This window comes from Enterobacter sp. ECC-249 (assembly GCF_043965265.1).
Lineage (GTDB): Bacteria > Pseudomonadota > Gammaproteobacteria > Enterobacterales > Enterobacteriaceae > Enterobacter > Enterobacter quasiroggenkampii.
The window spans coordinates 214431-234607 of sequence record NZ_CP143660.1; the positions used below are offsets into that span (position 1 = coordinate 214431).

The 20177-nt window shown below is 57.5% G+C and carries 16 protein-coding genes; 10 read left to right on the forward strand and 6 right to left on the reverse strand.

Annotated elements, in window-relative coordinates; translation table 11 throughout:
* The first annotated feature begins 16 nt into the window (after window positions 1–16).
* Both hslO and pckA read left to right on the forward strand, forming a co-directional pair.
* Complete coding sequence (gene hslO / locus V1587_RS01165) at window positions 17–901, forward strand: Hsp33 family molecular chaperone HslO (protein WP_161495995.1); 885 nt, start codon at window positions 17–19, stop codon at window positions 899–901.
* A 391-nt stretch (window positions 902–1292) separates the two neighbouring features.
* Entirely contained in the window at window positions 1293–2912 is a 1620-nt protein-coding gene (gene pckA, locus V1587_RS01170) for a phosphoenolpyruvate carboxykinase (ATP) (protein ID WP_021242192.1), read from the forward strand.
* A 90-nt stretch (window positions 2913–3002) separates the two neighbouring features.
* Here the strand turns inward: pckA and envZ are convergent, their stop codons facing one another.
* Window positions 3003–4349, reverse strand: coding sequence for a two-component system sensor histidine kinase EnvZ (gene envZ / locus V1587_RS01175; protein ID WP_010436407.1), 1347 nt, complete (start codon window positions 4347–4349; stop codon window positions 3003–3005).
* Window positions 4346–5065 carry a two-component system response regulator OmpR gene (gene ompR / locus V1587_RS01180; RefSeq protein ID WP_001157751.1) on the reverse strand — a complete coding sequence of 240 codons (720 nt, stop codon included), beginning with the start codon at window positions 5063–5065 and terminating at the stop codon, window positions 4346–4348. Before ompR ends, envZ begins: the two co-directional genes overlap by 4 nt.
* A gap of 228 nt (window positions 5066–5293) precedes the next feature.
* On the opposite strand from ompR, the gene greB reads away from it, so the two are divergent.
* From greB to feoC, 5 genes are all read left to right on the forward strand, one after another.
* Window positions 5294–5767: a transcription elongation factor GreB gene (greB, locus tag V1587_RS01185; RefSeq protein WP_111963763.1), complete on the forward strand. Its 474-nt coding sequence runs from the start codon at window positions 5294–5296 to the stop codon at window positions 5765–5767.
* An 88-nt stretch (window positions 5768–5855) separates the two neighbouring features.
* On the forward strand, window positions 5856–8186 hold the full coding sequence (locus V1587_RS01190; protein WP_371899014.1) for a Tex family protein: 2331 nt from the start codon (window positions 5856–5858) through the stop codon (window positions 8184–8186).
* 287 nt (window positions 8187–8473) lie between these two features.
* Window positions 8474–8701, forward strand: a complete 228-nt coding sequence (gene feoA, locus V1587_RS01195) for a ferrous iron transporter A (protein WP_008503050.1) — start codon at window positions 8474–8476, stop codon at window positions 8699–8701.
* Between the two features lie 30 nt (window positions 8702–8731).
* Window positions 8732–11050, forward strand: coding sequence for a Fe(2+) transporter permease subunit FeoB (gene feoB, locus V1587_RS01200; protein ID WP_371899013.1), 2319 nt, complete (start codon window positions 8732–8734; stop codon window positions 11048–11050).
* A gap of 12 nt (window positions 11051–11062) precedes the next feature.
* Window positions 11063–11299 (forward strand): [Fe-S]-dependent transcriptional repressor FeoC, encoded by a 237-nt coding sequence (gene feoC, locus V1587_RS01205; RefSeq protein ID WP_047743474.1) that lies wholly within the window; start codon window positions 11063–11065, stop codon window positions 11297–11299.
* 33 nt (window positions 11300–11332) lie between these two features.
* Here the strand turns inward: feoC and V1587_RS01210 are convergent, their stop codons facing one another.
* Together V1587_RS01210 and bioH are read right to left on the reverse strand one after the other, a co-directional pair.
* Complete coding sequence (locus V1587_RS01210) at window positions 11333–11602, reverse strand: YdgH/BhsA/McbA-like domain containing protein (RefSeq protein ID WP_023309499.1); 270 nt, start codon at window positions 11600–11602, stop codon at window positions 11333–11335.
* A 111-nt stretch (window positions 11603–11713) separates the two neighbouring features.
* A complete protein-coding gene (gene bioH / locus V1587_RS01215) occupies window positions 11714–12487 on the reverse strand; it encodes a pimeloyl-ACP methyl ester esterase BioH (protein WP_371899012.1) in 774 nt (257 codons plus the stop codon).
* A gap of 36 nt (window positions 12488–12523) precedes the next feature.
* On the opposite strand from bioH, the gene gntX reads away from it, so the two are divergent.
* From gntX to gntT, 3 genes are all read left to right on the forward strand, one after another.
* Window positions 12524–13207 (forward strand): DNA utilization protein GntX, encoded by a 684-nt coding sequence (gene gntX, locus V1587_RS01220; protein ID WP_371899011.1) that lies wholly within the window; start codon window positions 12524–12526, stop codon window positions 13205–13207.
* A 61-nt stretch (window positions 13208–13268) separates the two neighbouring features.
* Window positions 13269–13844, forward strand: a complete 576-nt coding sequence (gene nfuA / locus V1587_RS01225) for a Fe-S biogenesis protein NfuA (RefSeq protein ID WP_008503055.1) — start codon at window positions 13269–13271, stop codon at window positions 13842–13844.
* A 363-nt stretch (window positions 13845–14207) separates the two neighbouring features.
* Window positions 14208–15524 (forward strand): gluconate transporter, encoded by a 1317-nt coding sequence (gntT, locus tag V1587_RS01230; protein WP_024907902.1) that lies wholly within the window; start codon window positions 14208–14210, stop codon window positions 15522–15524.
* Between the two features lie 87 nt (window positions 15525–15611).
* Here the strand turns inward: gntT and malQ are convergent, their stop codons facing one another.
* Window positions 15612–17690, reverse strand: coding sequence for a 4-alpha-glucanotransferase (gene malQ, locus V1587_RS01235; RefSeq protein ID WP_371899010.1), 2079 nt, complete (start codon window positions 17688–17690; stop codon window positions 15612–15614).
* Window positions 17691–17699: 9 nt separating this feature from the next.
* The gene (malP, locus tag V1587_RS01240) at window positions 17700–20093 is read right to left on the reverse strand and encodes a maltodextrin phosphorylase (protein ID WP_371899009.1); all 2394 of its coding nucleotides are present in this window, start codon (window positions 20091–20093) and stop codon (window positions 17700–17702) included.
* Window positions 20094–20177 lie beyond the last annotated feature (84 nt).

Sequence of the window (20177 nt, forward strand, 5' to 3'; positions counted from 1 at the left end):
CTCACCCGAACGAGAGATGAAAATGGCTCAACACGACCAATTACACCGCTATCTGTTTGAACAATTCGCCGTGCGCGGCGAGCTGGTCACCGTATCCGAAACCTGGAAACAGATTCTGGAAAACCACAACTACCCGCTGCCGGTGAAGACCCTGTTGGGCGAACTGCTGGTTGCCACCAGCCTGCTGACCGCAACGCTGAAGTTTGCCGGTGATATTACCGTGCAGCTGCAGGGCGACGGCCCGATGACGCTGGCGGTGATCAACGGAAATAACCAGCAGCAGATGCGCGGCGTGGCGCGCGTTCAGGGCGACGTGCCTGAAAATGCAGACCTCAAAACGCTGGTGGGTAATGGCTACCTGGTGATCACCATCTCCCCAGAGGAAGGTGAACGCTATCAGGGCGTGGTGGGTCTGGAAGGCGATACCCTGGCTGCCTGCCTGGAAGATTACTTTATGCGTTCTGAACAGCTGCCGACACGTCTGTTCATCCGCACCGGCGAAGTGGACGGCCAGCCTGCTGCGGGCGGGATGCTGCTGCAGGTTCTGCCTGCACAGGACGCGCAGACCAATGATTTTGAGCACCTGGCGACGCTGACCGAAACCATCAAAGCGGAAGAGCTGTTCAACCTCTCGGCGACCGACGTGCTGTGGCGTCTGTACCACGAAGAAGAAGTGACCGTCTACGACCCGCAGTCTGTGGAGTTTAAGTGCACCTGCTCACGCGAGCGCTGCGCTGGCGCACTGAAAACCCTGCCGGACGAAGAGATCGACAGCATCATGGCGGAAGACGGTGAAATTGATATGCACTGTGACTACTGCGGTACGCACTATGTGTTCAATTCGATGGATATCGCTGAGATCCGCAACAACGCCTCCCCGGCGGATCCACAGGTTCACTAAACCTCTATCCCCTCACCCTAACCCTCTCCCCAAAGGGGAGAGGGAACTTGAACCCCCTCTCCCCTTTGGGGAGAGGGCTGGGGTGAGGGGTAAAAACTCCACCCAAGCTGAATCGTTTTCCTAATGTAACTCTTACGTAATTTTCTTACGTGTATGCGATTACATTCACATTCTTTCCGATAAAATCACCAGCCATTAACCTTTTCGGAACATTTTCCCCAACCAAAAAGCGATTCCTGCGATAATCCGCCTGCGCTGTGACTGGAGTCGCAGCGTTTTCCGTTAGTAAGGGTTTTGTCCAGATGCGTGAATCTATGAGCCCCGTCGCGGTAAACAACCTCAGAAAAACCCTACAATTTCAGGCAGTACATATTGGCTAAGGAGCAGTGATATGCGTGTTACTGGTTTAACCCCGCAAGATCTCAAGGCTTATGGTATTCACGACGTCCAGGAAGTCGTCTACAACCCCGACTACGATACGCTGTATCAGGAAGAGCTCAATCCAGCACTGGAAGGATACGAGCGTGGTGTGTTGACGAATCTTGGTGCTATCGCCGTCGATACCGGTATCTTTACCGGTCGTTCGCCGAAAGATAAGTATATCGTCCGAGACGAAACCACCCGCGATACGCTGTGGTGGGCTGACAAGGGCAAAGGGAAGAACGACAACAAACCGCTCTCTCCGGAAACCTGGCAGCACCTGAAAGGGCTCGTCACCCATCAACTTTCCGGCAAGCGTTTGTTTATTGTCGACGCTTTCTGCGGCGCTAACGCCGACACCCGTCTCTCCGTACGTTTTATCACCGAAGTGGCCTGGCAGGCGCATTTCGTGAAAAACATGTTTATTCGTCCAACCGACGAAGAGCTGCAGGACTTCACCCCTGATTTCATCGTGATGAACGGCGCGAAATGCACCAACCCACAGTGGAAAGAGCAGGGTCTGAACTCCGAAAACTTTGTTGCCTTCAACCTGACCGAGCGTATCCAGCTGATCGGCGGTACCTGGTACGGCGGCGAAATGAAGAAAGGGATGTTCTCGGTCATGAACTACCTGCTGCCGCTGCGGGGCATCGCCTCTATGCACTGCTCGGCTAACGTCGGTGAAAAAGGCGACGTGGCGGTCTTCTTCGGCCTTTCCGGCACCGGGAAAACCACCCTGTCTACCGATCCAAAACGTCGTCTGATTGGTGATGACGAACACGGCTGGGATGACGACGGCGTATTCAACTTTGAAGGCGGCTGCTACGCGAAGACCATTCGCCTGTCTGAAGAGGCCGAGCCGGATATCTTCCACGCTATCCGTCGCGATGCGCTGCTGGAAAACGTCACCGTGCGTGCCGACGGCTCCATCGACTTCGACGATGCGTCGAAAACGGAAAACACCCGCGTCTCTTACCCGATCTACCACATCGACAATATCGTGAAGCCGGTGTCAAAAGCGGGTCATGCCACGAAGGTTATCTTCCTGACGGCGGATGCGTTCGGCGTGCTGCCTCCGGTGTCTCGCCTGACTGCCAGCCAGACGCAGTACCACTTCCTCTCCGGCTTCACCGCCAAGCTGGCGGGTACCGAGCGCGGCGTGACGGAGCCAACCCCAACCTTCTCCGCCTGCTTCGGCGCGGCATTCCTGTCGCTGCACCCGACGCAGTACGCTGAAGTGCTGGTGAAACGCATGCAGGCATCCGGCGCGCAGGCATACCTGGTGAACACCGGCTGGAACGGCACCGGCAAACGTATTTCCATCAAAGATACCCGCGCGATTATCGACGCTATTCTGGATGGTTCTCTGGACGACGCCGAAACCTTTACGCTGCCGATGTTTGACCTGGCGATCCCAACGTCGCTGCCGGGCGTGGATACGCATATCCTCGACCCGCGCAATACGTACGGTTCGCCGGAGCAGTGGCGTGAGAAAGCGGAATCGCTGGCGAAGCTGTTTATCGAGAACTTCGAGAAGTACACCGATACCCCGGCGGGTGCTGCGCTGGTGAGCGCGGGTCCGAAGCTATAGGTAAAAGCAAAAAGGCAACGAAAGTTGCCTTTTTTAATGTTTTCTCCCTCTCCCCGTGGGAGAGGGCCGGGGTGAGGGCATCAGACCGCACTACCCCTCTTTCACCTGCCCCCGCGTCACCGGTACCGGCAGCCAGGCGCGAATGCTCAACCCACCCCGCTCGCTGGTGCCAATCTCCAGCAGTCCGTTGTGGTTATCGATAATACGCTGAACAATCGCCAGGCCTAAGCCCGTGCCGCTGGTGCTGCGCGCGCTGTCGCCGCGCACAAATGGCTGGAACAGATGCTTACGCTGCTCGGGCTTGATGCCCGGACCGTCGTCTTCCACCTGGAACCAGGCGCGGTTGAGCTCAGACCCGCTGCTGACTTTAATCCAGCCGTTGCCGTAGCGCGCCGCGTTAACCACCATGTTGGCGACCGCACGTTTGATCGAGAGCGGGTGCATGCGTACCTGGATCTCGCCCGCCTGAAGGTCGGTATCAATTTCACGCTCGTAGCCGCTTTCCGCCGCCACCACTTCGCCCAGCACCGCGTTCAGATCGGCCATCTCCATCGGCATCTCCTGCCCGGTGCGCAGGTAGTCAATAAACTGCTCGATGATAGCGTTACACTCTTCGATGTCCTTGTTAATGGACTCGGCAAGGTAACCGTCCTCTTCTCCCATCATCTCCGTCGCCAGACGAATACGTGTTAGCGGCGTGCGCAGGTCGTGGCTGACGCCCGCCATCAGCAGCGTACGGTCATCCGCCAGTTGCTTCACGCCTGCCGCCATATGGTTAAACGCGCGCGTCACCGAACGAACCTCAGAGGCGCCATACTCGCGCAGCGGAGGAGGAATAATCCCTTTACCGACCTGCAGCGCAGCGTGCTCCAGGTCGACCAGCGGTCGGTTTTGTATACGGATAAACAGCCAGGCCCCGCCTATCGCCAGCAGCATGATCGCCAGGGTGTAGCGGAACAGCGGCGAGAAGTCGCCCTGATGGATTTCGGTCAGCGGGACGCGCACCCAGATATTGGGTGACAGCCAGGTTTTCAGCCAGACGACGGGCGAGCTTTTATTGACCTCAACGCGCACTTCCGTCGGGCCACCCAGCTGCTGCGCCATCTGCTGGCTGAGGAATTCATAGTGCTGCGCCCAGCGCAGGCCCGCGTCTTCCGCCGCTTCGTTGGAATAGAGCGAAATGCCCAGTTCACGGTAGATTTCACGGCGAAACGCCGGGGGAACAACCAGCTGCGTGCCGTCCTCCAGCTGCAGTTTGTCGGTCATCAGCATACGCACTTCGTAGGCCAGGACCTTATTAAACTGCTGGAGGCTCGGCAGGATCGCAAAGTTCAGCACCACCAGATAGGTCGTCACCAGGCTGACGAACAGCAGGGTGACGATCAGTAACAGGGTGCGGGCAAACGAGCTACGCGGCGAGAAGCGCATTCGCCTCATGCTTTAGAGCCGTCCGGGACGAACACGTAGCCCAGACCCCATACGGTCTGAATATAACGAGGATGCGCAGGATCTTCTTCCACCATGCGGCGCAGGCGGGAGATCTGCACGTCGATAGAGCGTTCCATTGCGGAGTATTCGCGACCGCGCGCCAGGTTCATCAGCTTGTCACGGGAAAGCGGTTCACGCGGGTGGCTGACCAGCGCTTTCAGTACCGCAAATTCGCCGCTGGTGAGCGGCATTGGCTCGTCTTCACGGAACATCTCGCGCGTGCCGAGGTTAAGCTTGAACTTGCCGAAGGCGATAACGGCTTCTTCCTGAGACGGTGCGCCAGGCAACTCATTAGCCTGACGACGCAGCACGGCGCGAATGCGCGCCAGCAGTTCACGCGGGTTAAACGGTTTTGGAATATAGTCGTCCGCGCCGATTTCGAGGCCCACGATACGGTCAACTTCTTCGCCCTTCGCCGTCACCATGATGATCGGCATCGGGTTGCTCTGGCTGCGCAGACGGCGGCAAATGGAAAGCCCGTCTTCGCCAGGCAGCATCAGGTCGAGAACCATCAGGTGGAAAGATTCACGGGTCAGCAGACGGTCCATCTGCTCAGCGTTCGCGACGCTACGAACCTGGAAGCCCTGCTCGGTCAGATAACGTTCCAGCAGCGCACGCAGGCGCATGTCGTCATCCACGACCAGAATTTTGTAGTTCTCTTGCATTGTGTGTACTCCCAAAGGTTCGGATAGTCTTTGTAACAGCGTATTCTAAAAAAGTGCACGTATTCGACCAGCTAATTCTGGTATAAATTCTAGTCGAAATTGTTACAAAGCATATTTAACAGCAGCTTATCTGCTCATTTCATCACATAAATCATTATTAATCCTGTCTGTTACACTGTGTGGTACGTATTGTGCGCAAGACAGAAAACCGGCAGCAAAGGCTTTACCATGAAAACGCCCCTGATCACCCGCGAAGGGTATGAGAAACTCAAAAAAGAGATGGATTACCTCTGGCGCGAAGAGCGTCCTGAAGTGACCAAAAAGGTGACCTGGGCGGCAAGCCTGGGCGATCGCAGCGAAAACGCTGACTACCAGTACAACAAAAAGCGGCTGCGCGAAATTGACCGCCGGGTTCGCTATCTGACGAAGTGCCTCGAAAATCTAAAAATTGTCGATTACTCCCCGCAGCAGGAGGGCAAAGTGTTCTTCGGCGCGTGGGTGGAGATTGAAAACGACGACGGTGACACCCTGCGTTTTCGAATAGTCGGCTACGATGAAATTTTTGGTCGTAAGGATTACATCTCCATCGACTCCCCGATGGCCCGCGCGCTGCTGAAAAAGGAAGTGGGCGATCTGGCCATCGTTCAGACTCCAGCCGGTGAAGCCAGCTGGTACGTCAATGAGATCGTCTACGTTAAATAGTCCGAGAGCGCCCTCCACGGCTGGCATTTTACCGTGTCAGCCCGTATAACTATCCCCTGATTTTTTCGACTCAACAGATGATAAAGCCATGATGAAAGATTCGCTCTGCCGCATTATTGCGGGTGATATTCAGGCCAGAGCCGAACAGGTAGAAGCTGCCGTTCGCCTGCTTGATGAAGGGAACACCGTGCCGTTTATTGCACGCTATCGTAAGGAAGTCACCGGCGGTCTGGATGACACGCAGCTGCGTAACCTGGAGACCCGTCTGGGTTATCTGCGCGAGCTGGAAGAACGTCGTCAGGCGATCCTCAAATCCATCGGCGAACAGGGCAAGCTGACCAGCGATCTGGAAAGCGCCATTAACGGCACCCTGAGCAAAACCGAACTCGAAGACCTCTATCTGCCGTACAAGCCGAAGCGCCGCACGCGCGGGCAGATTGCGATTGAAGCGGGCCTTGAGCCGCTGGCCGACCTGCTGTGGAACGAGCCGTCCCACGACCCGGAAACCGAAGCGGCGAAATTTATCGACGCTGACAAAGGCGTAGCGGACACCAAGGCCGCCCTCGACGGCGCGCGCTACATTCTGATGGAGCGCTTCGCCGAAGACGCCGCCCTGCTCGCGAAAGTGCGTGATTACCTTTGGAAGAATGCCCACATCGTCTCTACCGTCGTCACGGGTAAAGAGGAAGAAGGCGCGAAATTCCGCGACTACTTCGATCACCACGAACCGATCTCTACCGCCCCTTCCCACCGCGCGCTGGCGATGTTCCGCGGCCGCAACGAAGGCGTGCTGCAGCTCTCCCTGAACGCCGACCCGCAGTTTGACGAGCCGCCGAAAGAGAGCCACTGCGAGCAGATCATTATCGACCATCTTGGCCTGCGCCTGAACAACGCCCCGGCTGACAGCTGGCGTAAAGGCGTGGTGAGCTGGACCTGGCGCATCAAGGTGCTGATGCACCTCGAAACCGAGCTGATGGGCACCGTGCGCGAGCGTGCCGAAGATGAAGCGATTAACGTCTTCGCCCGTAACCTGCACGACCTGCTGATGGCCGCCCCTGCCGGCCTGCGCGCGACCATGGGTCTCGATCCGGGTCTGCGTACCGGCGTGAAGGTCGCTGTGGTTGACGGCACCGGCAAGCTGGTGGCGACTGATACCATCTATCCGCACACCGGCCAGGCAGCGAAAGCGGCGGTCGTGGTGGCGGCGCTGTGCGAAAAATACAACGTGGAGCTGGTTGCCATCGGCAACGGTACGGCGTCCCGCGAAACCGAGCGTTTCTATCTCGACGTGCAGAAGCAGTTCCCGAAAGTGACGGCACAGAAAGTGATCGTCAGCGAGGCCGGGGCGTCCGTCTATTCCGCGTCCGAGCTGGCGGCACAGGAGTTCCCGGACCTGGATGTTTCCCTGCGCGGCGCGGTCTCGATCGCTCGCCGTCTGCAGGATCCGCTGGCGGAACTGGTGAAGATCGATCCGAAATCGATCGGCGTGGGCCAGTATCAGCACGATGTGAGCCAGACTCAGCTGGCGCGCAAGCTGGATGCGGTCGTGGAAGACTGCGTAAACGCCGTTGGCGTTGACCTGAACACCGCCTCCGTTCCTCTGCTGACCCGCGTGGCGGGCTTAACCCGCATGATGGCGCAGAACATCGTCGCCTGGCGCGACGAGAACGGCCAGTTCCAGAACCGTCAGCAGCTGCTGAAGGTAAGCCGTCTGGGGCCAAAAGCGTTTGAGCAGTGCGCGGGCTTCCTGCGCATCAACCACGGCGATAACCCGCTCGATGCCTCCACCGTTCACCCGGAAGCGTATCCGGTGGTGGAACGCATCCTGGCCGCTACTCAGCAGGCGCTGAAAGATCTCATGGGCGACAGTAGCGCCCTGCGCAACCTGAAAGCCGTTGATTTCACCGATGACAAATTTGGCGTCCCAACCGTCACCGACATCATCAAAGAGCTGGAAAAACCGGGCCGCGACCCGCGTCCTGAGTTCAAAACGGCGACCTTCGCCGACGGCGTGGAAACCATGAACGACCTGCTGCCGGGCATGGTGCTGGAAGGTGCGGTGACCAACGTCACCAACTTTGGCGCGTTCGTGGATATCGGCGTGCATCAGGACGGTCTGGTCCATATCTCATCCCTTGCCGACAAGTTCGTTGAAGATCCGCACACCGTGGTTAAAGCGGGTGACATCGTGAAGGTCAAAGTGCTGGAAGTGGACCTGCAGCGCAAACGTATCGCCCTGACCATGCGTCTGGACGAGCAGCCGGGTGACGCCAACGCGCGCCGCGGCGGCAATGGCGGTGGCCGCGAGCAGCAGCGTCCGGCCGCGAAAGCCGCGAAGCCGCGCGGGCGGGATGCCCAGCCTGCAGGCAACAGCGCGATGATGGATGCGCTGGCGGCCGCGATGGGTAAAAAACGCTAAACCCTCACCCTAACCCTAACCCTCTCCCCACAGGGGAGAGGGAATAATATCGTGCCGTAATATATGAAACCGATTGCACATCCATATTTAAACCACGATTTATCACCCCGTTAACAAATACTCCGCTTTTCGTTTTCCCGCCATTTCAGCAAATATTGAGCAAGGTCAAAAAGGCCGTAAATTAATATCTCAAACAACATTCCGTCACAGTTTTAATATTGCTGATAAAAACTATTCTCATTATCATCGCATAGTAGATAATTTAACCTTTCGTGGAATCAGGCGTTATGCAATTCACTCCAGACAGTGCATGGAAGATTACCGGTTTTACCCGCGAAATTAGCCCGGCCTATCGGCAGAAGCTGCTGTCGCTGGGCATGCTGCCCGGCTCGTCATTCCAGGTCGTACGCGTGGCGCCGTTAGGCGATCCGGTTCATATCGAAACCCGACGCGTGAATCTGGTCCTGCGTAAAAAAGACCTCGCGTTAATAGAAGTCGAAGCCTTATCCCGATAACAAGCCAGCGGTTTCAGTGAGTCTAAAAAAATGAAAAAGTTAACTATTGGCTTAATTGGCAATCCTAATTCCGGCAAGACCACGCTTTTTAACCAGCTGACCGGGGCTCGCCAGCGCGTGGGCAACTGGGCGGGCGTGACGGTTGAGCGTAAAGAGGGCCAGTTCACGACGACAGACAACCAGGTGACGCTGGTTGACCTTCCCGGCACCTACTCCTTAACCACCATTTCGTCGCAAACCTCGCTCGATGAGCAAATCGCCTGTCACTATATTCTTGGCGGCGACGCGGATCTGCTGATCAACGTGGTCGACGCTTCCAATCTCGAGCGTAACCTTTATCTGACGCTGCAGCTGCTTGAGCTGGGTATTCCCTGCATCGTGGCGCTCAACATGCTCGATATCGCAGAGAAACAAAAGCTGCGCATCGACGTCGATGCCCTCTCCGCGCGCCTGGGGTGCCCGGTCGTTCCGCTGGTCTCGACGCGCGCTCGCGGTATTGATGCGCTGAAGCTGGCCATTGACCGTCACGCGGGAAATCGCGACGTTGAGCTTGTGCATTACGCGCAGCCTCTCCTGCGTGAAGCCAACGTGCTGGCGCAGGAGATGGACAACAGTATGCCTGCGAAACAGCGGCTGTGGCTTGGACTGCAGATGCTGGAAGGGGATATCTACAGCCGCGCCTACGCCGGCCATGCGGCCGATAAGCTGGACGCGACGGTAGCCCGTCTTAGCGACGAGCTGGACGACCCGGCGCTGCACATCGCCGACGCCCGTTATCAGGCCATCGCCTCGATTTGCGACGTTGTCAGCAACGCGCTGACGGCAGAACCCAGCCGCTTTACGGCGGCAGTGGATAAGATAGTGCTTAACCGCTTCCTCGGTTTGCCCATCTTCCTGCTGGTGATGTACGTGATGTTCCTGCTCGCCATTAACATCGGTGGCGCACTGCAGCCGATTTTTGACGCCGGTTCCGTCGCGGTCTTCGTCCACGGTATTCAGTGGGTGGGATACACCCTTCACTTCCCGGAATGGTTAACCATCTTCCTCGCGCAGGGGATCGGCGGCGGTATCAATACCGTTCTGCCTCTGGTGCCGCAGATCGGCATGATGTATCTGTTTCTCTCGTTCCTGGAAGATTCCGGCTACATGGCCCGCGCCGCGTTCGTGATGGATCGTCTGATGCAGGCGCTGGGCCTGCCGGGTAAATCCTTCGTCCCGCTGATTGTCGGCTTCGGCTGTAACGTGCCTTCGGTGATGGGCGCACGCACCCTGGATGCGCCGCGTGAGCGTCTGATGACCATTATGATGGCGCCGTTTATGTCCTGCGGTGCCCGACTGGCGATCTTCGCGGTCTTTGCGGCAGCCTTCTTTGGCCAGCAGGGCGCGCTGGCGGTCTTCTCGCTGTATGTGCTGGGCATCGTGATGGCGATCCTCACCGGCTTAATGCTGAAACACACCATCATGCGCGGTGAAGCGTCACCGTTCGTGATGGAGCTGCCGGTGTACCACGTCCCCCATCTGAAAAGCCTGGCGATCCAGACCTGGCAGCGCCTGAAAGGCTTCGTCCTGCGCGCCGGTAAGGTGATTGTCATCGTCAGCATTTTCCTGAGCGCGCTGAACAGCTTCACCCTCAGCGGACAGGCGGCGGATAACATTAATGACTCTGCCCTCGCCTCCGTCAGCCGCGTCATCACGCCGGTTTTCAAACCGATTGGCGTGCATGAGGATAACTGGCAGGCAACCGTCGGGCTGTTTACCGGCGCGATGGCAAAAGAGGTGGTTGTCGGTACCCTGAATACGCTCTACACCGCCGAGAACATTCAGGAGCAGGAATTTAATCCGGCTGAGTTTCATCTCGGTGATGAACTGCTGGGTGCCGTAGAGGAGACCTGGCAGAGCCTGAAGGACACCTTCAGCCTGAGCGTGCTTGCGAACCCAATTGAGGCGAGCAAAGGCGACGGCGAAATGGCGACGGGTGCCATGGGCGTGATGAGCGAGAAATTTGGCAGCGCGTCTGCGGCCTACAGCTATCTCATCTTCGTTCTGCTCTACATTCCGTGCATCTCGGTGATGGGGGCGATTGCCCGTGAATCCAGCCGCGGCTGGATGGGCTTCTCCATCCTGTGGGGGTTGAATATCGCTTACTCGCTGGCGACGCTGTTTTATCAAACCGTCAATTTCAGCCAGCACCCGCGCTACAGCCTGGTCTGCATTCTCGCGGTTGTGCTGTTTAACGTGGTCGTGCTCGGTCTGCTGCGGCGGGCGCGCAGCCGCGTCGACATCGACCTGCTGGCAAACCGTAAAACCGCCGCGACCTGCTGCAGCAGCCCGGCGGGCGAATGTCACTAAGGAGTACACCGCATGGCATCGTTGATTCAGGTTCGTGACCTGCTTGCTCTGCAGGGGCGAATGGAGGCGAAACAGCTGAGCCTCAGCCTGCATACGCCGCAGCCGATGATCGATGCCATGCTGGAAAGACTGGAAGCCATGGGGAAAGCCGTGCGGATTCAGGAAGACGCGGAAGGCTGTCTCTCCGGCAGTTGTAAAAGCTGTCCGGAAGGAAAGGCCTGCCTCAGGGAGTGGTGGGCACTGCGTTAATAAAGCCAGGCATCGCTGCCTGGCTTTATCGTATTACTTGTAGACGTCCGCCGTTGCACGTACGTTTTTGGTCTGCTTTTCAGCGCTGGTGACGACGTAGTACGTTCCGCCCAGCTCATCCGCTTTCTTCGACAGCTCTTTTCTCGCGTCCATCGGCGCGGTGGTGTCAGACGTGGAAATTTCACCAATTTTCGTCAGATTCATGCCGGCAACTTTATCTTTTTCCAGCTCTTTTGCCGCAAAGACGCCAAATGACAGTGACCCAATAACCAGAGAAGTGACAATACCTGTAACAAGTTTCATAACCTGACTCTCCATAGGATTGTTGTTTTGATTATCGTAGGCAGAACAACCGCAACGACATCTGGAGTATGGTTGCGGTGTGTTACTTTTTCCAGGCTGGATAGAAAATAATCAGTCTAAACGTTGACTTAACGCAATGAGCGCTGAACAAAACTCCGTCGGATGGGAGATAAACGGGGCATGTGCGGCTTTGGCGATGATCTGCGATTCGCTGTCTGGCCAGAGTGAATCCAGTAGCGGAACCACTTTGCGCGGCACAATTCCGTCGAGGTAACCATAAATACGCAGGTGCGGCAGCGTCAGGGCGGCCAGCGGCTCGCGCAGGTCAACCGTTTTCAGGAGTTCAAGACCGCCGTTAAGCACCTCAACTTCCGGCATCGGCAGCGAAAGCACGGTCTGCTTCAGCGTTCGGGCATCCTTACGCGCGGTTTCAGTGCCCATTGTCTGCAAGGCAAGGAACCGCTCTACGGTCCGCTGGAAATCTTCGCTCAGCTGCTGCTGGAAGCCCGCCAGCACGTCAGGTTTGATCCCTGGCCACGCCTCCTGCGCGCTAAAACAGGGCGACGACGCTACCGTCACCAGCGCTTTTACGCGATCAGGCCGCGACAGCGCAATCTGGCTCGCCACCAGCCCGCCCAGGCTCCAGCCCAGCCAGACCGCGTTTTGCGGCGCAGCGTCCAGAACCTGCTGTGCCATCTCATCAAGCGACATGGCCCCAAAACCGCGGCTGCGGCCAAAGCCGGGTAAATCCACCAGATGCAGCGTGAAATGCGAGGCAAGTTCCTCACGTATGCAATGCCATATCTCCGCATTCAGGCCCCATCCGTGCAGCAGCACAAGATGGCAATTTCCTGTCCCTACGGTCTGCCACCACAGCGTCTTCATCAGTTACTGTTCTCTTTTTTCACATGGAGGTTGCACATGCTAACAGTACCCGGCTTGTGCTGGCTATGCCAAATGCCGCTGGCGCTCAGCGGGTGGGGCGTCTGCTCCGTCTGTACGCGAGCGCTGCAACGGCGTATCGGGATCTGTCCACAATGTGGTTTACCGGCCACTAATCCCTCTTTGCCCTGTGGTCGTTGCCTGAAAAAGTCCCCGCCGTGGAGCGCTCTGGTGGCGGTGGATGATTATGTTCCGCCGCTGAACAGGCTGATTCACGCGCTGAAGTTTTCCGGGCAGAGCTCGCTGGCGCAGCCCCTTGCCCGCCTGCTGTTGCTGGCGGTTTTGCAGGCGCGACGTCACCGGGCACTGCCGAAAATCGACATGGTGGTGAATGTCCCCCTGTACCGACGTCGTCTCTGGCGGCGCGGCTATAACCAGAGTGACCTGATCTGCCGCCCCCTCGCCCGGTGGCTCGGCTGCCGATATGAGGCCCGCGCGCTCACACGTGTTCACGCCACCGCCATCCAGCATCAGCTCAGCGCCCGGCTGCGCAAAAGAAACCTCAAAAATGCCTTTCGCCTTGAATTGCCGGTCAACGGTCTCCATATCGCGATTGTGGATGATGTCGTCACCACGGGCAGTACCGTTGCTGAACTTTCCCGACTGCTTTTGCGAAGCGGCGCCGCGTCGGTTCAGGTATGGTGTCTGTGCCGTACCTTGTAGCCCTTCTTCAATGGGCGTATGATTATACCCAGGTAATTTAGTCAACTATTAGGCCAAAGCTATGATCCGTATTTCCGATTCTGCACAAGCGCACTTTGCCAAACTGCTGGCAAATCAGGAAGAAGGGACGCAGATCCGCGTGTTTGTGATTAATCCAGGCACTCCGAATGCAGAATGTGGTGTTTCTTATTGTCCTCCGGACGCTGTGGAAGCCACCGACACTGCCCTTAAATTTGAACAGCTCACCGCCTACGTTGATGAGCTGAGCGCACCGTATCTTGAAGATGCGGAGATCGACTTCGTCACTGACCAGTTGGGTTCTCAGCTGACCCTGAAAGCGCCGAACGCGAAAATGCGTAAAGTGTCTGACGATGCCCCGCTGATGGAGCGCGTTGAGTATCTGCTGCAATCCCAGATCAACCCGCAGCTGGCGGGCCACGGCGGCCGTGTTTCCCTGATGGAAATCACCGACGAAGGTTTTGCCATTCTGCAGTTTGGCGGCGGCTGTAACGGCTGCTCAATGGTTGATGTAACGCTGAAAGAAGGGATCGAGAAGCAGCTGCTGAATGAATTCCCGGAACTGAAAGGCGTGCGTGACCTGACCGAACACCAGCGCGGCGAGCACTCCTACTACTGATTCAGTGCCCGTCTGTATTGCCCGGTGGCGCTGCGCTTACCGGGCCTACTAAAACAGTCTGCACGAGTCGTAGGCCGGGTAAGGCGAAGCCGCCACCCGGCTTTTATTTTCCCACCGCTCCCCCTCTAGATGTTGACCTGCGTCTCATAATTCACATTTTGCCTCCCAGGGTGATTCTCAATCACGTCATGTTACCCGTATCATTCCCATGGGCACTAAGCACACTCATAACAGCCGACTAAACTTAATCGTTTAAAAGGCATCAGTATTAGTGCCGTTACTTCTCTGTTCCCAGTTGGGACAATCGGAATTTGTCGTTGAAACAATGACGTTACCCATAACAATTCAAAGGCCAGGTAAATCATGCCATTAGTCATCGTTGCTATCGGTGTTGTGTTATTACTGCTCTTGATGATCCGTTTCAAAATGAATGGATTTATCGCTCTGGTTCTGGTGGCACTTGCAGTCGGTCTGATGCAGGGGATGCCGCTGGTTAAGGTTATCAGCTCGATTAAAGCCGGTGTCGGCGGTACGCTCGGCAGCCTGGCGTTGATCATGGGCTTCGGCGCCATGCTCGGTAAAATGCTGGCGGACTGCGGTGGCGCCCAGCGTATTGCTACCACGCTTATCGACAAATTTGGTAAGAAGAACATTCAGTGGGCAGTGGTGTTAACCGGTTTTACCGTCGGTTTCGCGCTGTTCTATGAAGTAGGCTTCGTGCTGATGCTGCCGCTGGTGTTCACCATTGCGGCTGCAGCGAGCATCCCGCTGCTGTATGTCGGTGTGCCAATGGCTGCGGCGCTGTCCGTGACTCACGGCTTCCTGCCGCCGCACCCGGGTCCAACCGCTATCGCCACCATCTTCCACGCGGATATGGGTAAAACCCTGCTGTTCGGTACGATTCTGGCGATCCCGACGGTGATTCTGGCCGGCCCGGTTTATGCCCGCTTCCTGAAAGGTATTGATAAGCCTATCCCGGAAGGTCTCTACAGCGCCAAAACCTTCACCGAAGAAGAGATGCCTGGCTTTGGCGTCAGCGTCTGGACCTCTCTGGTACCGGTGATCCTGATGGCGATGCGCGCCGTGGCAGAGATGATCCTGCCGAAAGGTCATGCGTTTCTGTCCGTGGCGGAATTCCTTGGTGACCCGGTGATGGCAACGCTGATTGCCGTGCTGATCGCGATGTTCACCTTCGGTTTGAACCGCGGCCGCTCTATGGATCAGATCAACGACACGCTGACCTCGTCCATCAAAATCATTGCCATGATGCTCCTGATCATCGGCGGTGGCGGTGCATTCAAGCAGGTTCTGGTCGACAGCGGCGTGGACAAATACATCGCCGCCATGATGCATGAAACCAACGTGTCGCCGCTCCTGATGGCCTGGTCTATCGCCGCGGTTCTGCGTATTGCGCTGGGTTCTGCGACCGTTGCGGCGATCACCGCAGGCGGTATCGTTGCCCCGCTGATTGCCACCACGGGCGTGAGCCCTGAGCTGATGGTTATCGCCGTCGGTTCCGGTAGCGTGATTTTCTCTCACGTTAACGACCCTGGCTTCTGGCTGTTCAAGGAGTACTTCAACCTGACTATCGGTGAAACCATCAAGTCCTGGTCCGCGCTGGAAACCATTATTTCGGTGTGCGGTCTGGTCGGGGTGCTGCTGTTGAATATGGTGGTCTGATGCGATAAGTCGGGTGGTGGCTACGCCTTACCCGACCTACATGAGCACTACCGGATAATAAAAAACCCGCCACTGGCGGGTTTTTTATTACTTCTTACCGGCTGCTTTTCGCCGCTTGTCCAAATCCTTAATCAGCTTGTTCACCCCGTCATCGGCAAACATCTTCTCCAGCGTTGTAGACAGCTTGCGACGCCAGTTCTTGTACTGATAGCTGGTGCCCGGGATGTTCACCGGCTCCGCCATATCAATCCAGTCTTCCGGCTGCAGACCCAGCAGAGCGCTGTTGCTGTCGGCAATATAGCGCTGCAAACCACGGTTGAGGGTCGCGGTCATCGACATCAATGACGCTTTATGTCCCGCACGTTTCGGCAGACAGCCCTGCTTGTGCAGCGCATCCAGCAGCCCCTGTTTGGAGAGTTCGCGATCCTGATACAGGCCGCGTAACACCTCTTCATCAGGATACAGGCCCAGCGTTTTGCCGAGCGTCAGATCGCCACTTTCCCAATAGCCACGAAGCGTAGGAAGGTCATGCGTCGTCGCGACTGCCATTGACTGTTCAGGGTACGCTTGCGGCGCGCGGAAGGTTTTCTCATGGTCGTTTTCAAAATAGAGCACTTTATAGGAGTAGACGCCGCTGTCGCGGAGCTTGCTGACAATTTCCACCGGTACGGTACCGAGATCTTCACCGATCACCATGCACTGGTGGCGCTTGCTTTCCAGGGCCAGGATCGACAGCAGATCGTCAACCGGATACTGCACGTACGCCCCGTGATCGGCCGTTTCACCGTACGGGATCCACCACAGACGCAGCACGGACATCACGTGGTCGATACGCAGCGCGCCGCAGTTCTGCATGTTAGCGCGCAGCAGGTCGATGAACGGCTCGTAGGCGCGTGCGGCCATAACGTGCGGATCCATCGGCGGCAATCCCCAGTTCTGGCCGAGCGGACCAAGAATATCCGGTGGCGCGCCGACGGAGGCTTTCAGACAGTAAAGCTCACGGTCGCACCAGGTTTCCGCGCCGCCTTCCGCCACGCCCACGGCCAGATCGCGATACAGGCCGATCGGCATTTTATAGCCCTGGCTCACCTGCCAGCAGGCGGCAAACTGGCTGTACGCCAGCCACTGCAGCCACAGGTAGAAATCCACTTCATCGGCATATTTTTTACAAAACGCTTTCACTTCCGGCGTGTCGACGGATTGATACGCTTCAGGCCAGACCGGCCAGCCCCAGCGCATTTCGTCCTCTTTCACCTGATACGCGTGCAGCGCATCGAACGCCGCCTGCCAGTAGAGGCTCTCGCCCTCCTGCGTTACGAACTGGCGGAACGCCGCCATCTGCTCGTCATCACGCTGCGAAAAGCCTTTCCACGCCAGGCGCAGCGCGGCCATTTTCAGCGCCGTGACGGTGGAGTAATCCACCCAGTCGGCTTCGCGGGCCTGCTTCAGCGCCTGCTGCGTGGTAGTGAGTTTCCACCAGGCCTGCGCCTCCTGGCTGTTTTTGAAATCATCTAAGGCGTTAACGTCGATATAAATCACGTTCAGCCAGCGACGGGACGACGGGCTGTACGGGCTGGCGCTCTCCGGGTTGGCCGGGTAGAGGGCGTGGATCGGGTTGAGGCCGATAAACGCGCCGCCGCGCTCGCCCACGGATGCCAGCATCTTTTTCAGATCGCCAAAATCACCGATGCCCCAGTTGCTGTCGGAACGCAGCGTATAGAGCTGCACGCAGGCGCCCCACAGCTTTTTGCCTTCGAGCAGCGCCTGCGGCTCGTAGCAGCGTTTTGGCGCGACGATCACCCGGCAGTGAAAACGTCGATCGTCCTGAGTGAGCGTTAAGGTGTGATAGCCCTCCGGCAGCTTCGCCGGAAGGTTTAGCGTTTTGCCGCCGGTGGCGTGGCCTTTGTGCTGATGCCCCTCTTCGGTCGTGAGCAGCCAGCTAAACTCGCCGCGCCCCTCAACCGCGAGCGGCATCTTTTTGCCTGCGGTGAATACCTTCACGTTCGGCACCGGTGCAGCCGACGCTTTCGCGTCGGTTTTGTGCATAGCGTCCAGCAAACGTCTTTTGGTGTCGGCGCCAATAGACTGTGGTTTGCCGTGAGCATTAATGTAACTGAGGCTTATTCCCGCCGCCTGCGCGGCACTGTCCAGACGTTTACTCTCCATCGCGCTTCCTTAGCGTTTTGCCTGCCAGATACGGGCCTGATAATCACGGATTGAGCGGTCAGAGCTGAACATACCGCAGCGAGCGGTGTTCAGGATGCACGCGCGGGTCCACGCCTCCGGGTCGCGGTACAGCACGTCGACCTGCTTTTGCGCGTCGACATAGGCCGTGAAGTCCGCCATCACCAGATACGGGTCACCGCCGTGTTTGTCCATGCTGTGCAGCATCTGGTCAAACGCGTGCTTGTCGCCGTCGCTGTATTTGCCGCTCTCCAGCTCCTTCAGCACCGCATCGAGCACTTTGTCTTTCTTACGCCACTTCACCGGATCGTAGCCTTTGGCCTTGATGGCTTTCACCTCTTCCACGGTATGGCCGAAGATAAAGATATTCTCTTCGCCCACCTTCTCGGCGATTTCGACGTTAGCCCCGTCGAGCGTGCCGACGGTCAATGCGCCGTTCAGCGCCAGCTTCATGTTGCCGGTACCGGAGGCTTCTTTCCCTGCGGTTGAGATCTGCTCGGAGATATCTGCCGCCGGGATCAGCATTTCAGCCGCCGAGACGCAGTAATCCGGCAGGAACACTACCTTCAGCTTGTCGCCCACTTTCGGATCACTGTTGATCGCCGCCGCCACTTTATTGATGGCGAGGATAATATTTTTCGCCAGGTAGTAGCCCGGCGCCGCTTTCGCACCGAACAGGAACACGCGCGGGACACGGTCGGCCTGCGGATTCTCGCGGATCTCTTTGTACAGCGCCAGGATGTGCAGCAGGTTCAGGTGCTGGCGTTTGTACTCGTGCAGACGTTTGATCTGAATATCGAAAATCGCGTTCGGGTTGATCTCAATCCCGGTACGCACTTTCACGAACTCCGCCAGGCGAACCTTATTCTCCAGCTTGATCGCGCGGTACTGCTCGCGGAATTTTGCGTCGTCAGCGTATTTTTCCAGGTTGATGAGCTGGTCCAGATCGTTGGCCCACTCTTTCTTCAGGGTCTTATCCAGCAGGCCGGCCAGCAGCGGGTTGCACTGCTTGATCCAGCGACGCGGCGTGATGCCGTTGGTCACGTTGTGGAATTTGGTCGGCCACAGCTGGTGGTATTCCGGGAACAGATCTTTGACCACCAGATCCGAGTGTAGGGCCGCCACGCCGTTGACCGCAAAGCCGCTCACCACGCACATGTTCGCCATGCGTACCTGCTTATCGTGAACCACCGCCAGCTTCGCCCAGACCGCTTTGTTGCCCGGCCAGGTTTTATCCACGAGCTTTTTAAACTGGTCGTTAATCTTGTTGATGATCTGCATGTGGCGCGGCAGCAGCGCTTTCACCAGCTTCTCATCCCAGCACTCCAGCGCTTCTGGCATCAGGGTGTGGTTGGTGTAGGCAAAGGTACGGCTGGTAATGGCCCAGGCGTCGTCCCAGCTCAGCTGATGCTCATCGATCAGCACGCGCAGCAGTTCCGGGATGGCAATGGTCGGGTGCGTGTCGTTGAGCTGAATCACTTCGAAGTCCGGCAGCTGCGCCAGCTTGCGGCCCGCCAGGTGATGGCGACGCAGAATGTCCGCCACGGAGCAGGCGCACTGGAAGTACTGCTGCATCAGGCGCAGCTTTTTACCGGCCAGGTGATTGTCGTTCGGATAGAGGACTTTAGTCAGCTTCTCGGCGTCGATGCCCTGCTGCTCGGCACGCAGGAAATCGCCGTCGTTGAATTTGGTCAGGTTAAACGGATGGGCGTGTTTCGCCTGCCACAGACGCAGCGGCTGCGCCACGCCGTTACGGTAGCCAAGCACCGGCAGATCCCAGGCTTCGCCGGTGATGGTGAACGCCGGTTCCCAGAGACCTTGTTTCGTCACTTTCCCGCCAATGCCGACCTGCACATCCAGCTGCGCGTTGTGGCGGAACCACGGATAGGTATTGCGATGCCAGTCGTCCGGCGCTTCCATCTGGTGGCCGTCAGCAAACGACTGACGGAACAGGCCGTACTGGTAGTTCAGACCGTAGCCAATCGCCGACTGGCCGACGGTCGCCATAGAGTCAAGGAAGCAGGCCGCCAGGCGCCCCAGGCCGCCGTTGCCCAGCGCCGGATCAATCTCTTCTTCCAGCAGGTCGGTCAGGTTAATGTCGTGTTCTTTGAGAACGTCACCCACCTCCTGATACCAGCCGAGGTTCAACAGGTTGTTGCCCGTCAGGCGGCCAATCAGGAATTCCATTGAAATGTAGTTTACATGGCGCTGGCCTTTTACCGGTTTTGCCAGGGGTTGAGCATCCAGCTGCTCTGCGAGCGCACCGCTCACTGCCTGCCACCACTGGTGAGGCGTCATCTCGTTTGCAGCATGAAGGCCAAAACGCTGCCACTGACGCGTCAGGGCAGCCTGGAATTGAGCTTTGTTGAAGGTAGGCTGTGACATAGGGGATCGGCATCCTTTAGAAAGAAAACACAAGTTGGCGCTAGTGTGCCTGGCTCATTTCCCCTCTTCCTCCTCCCGAGGGGG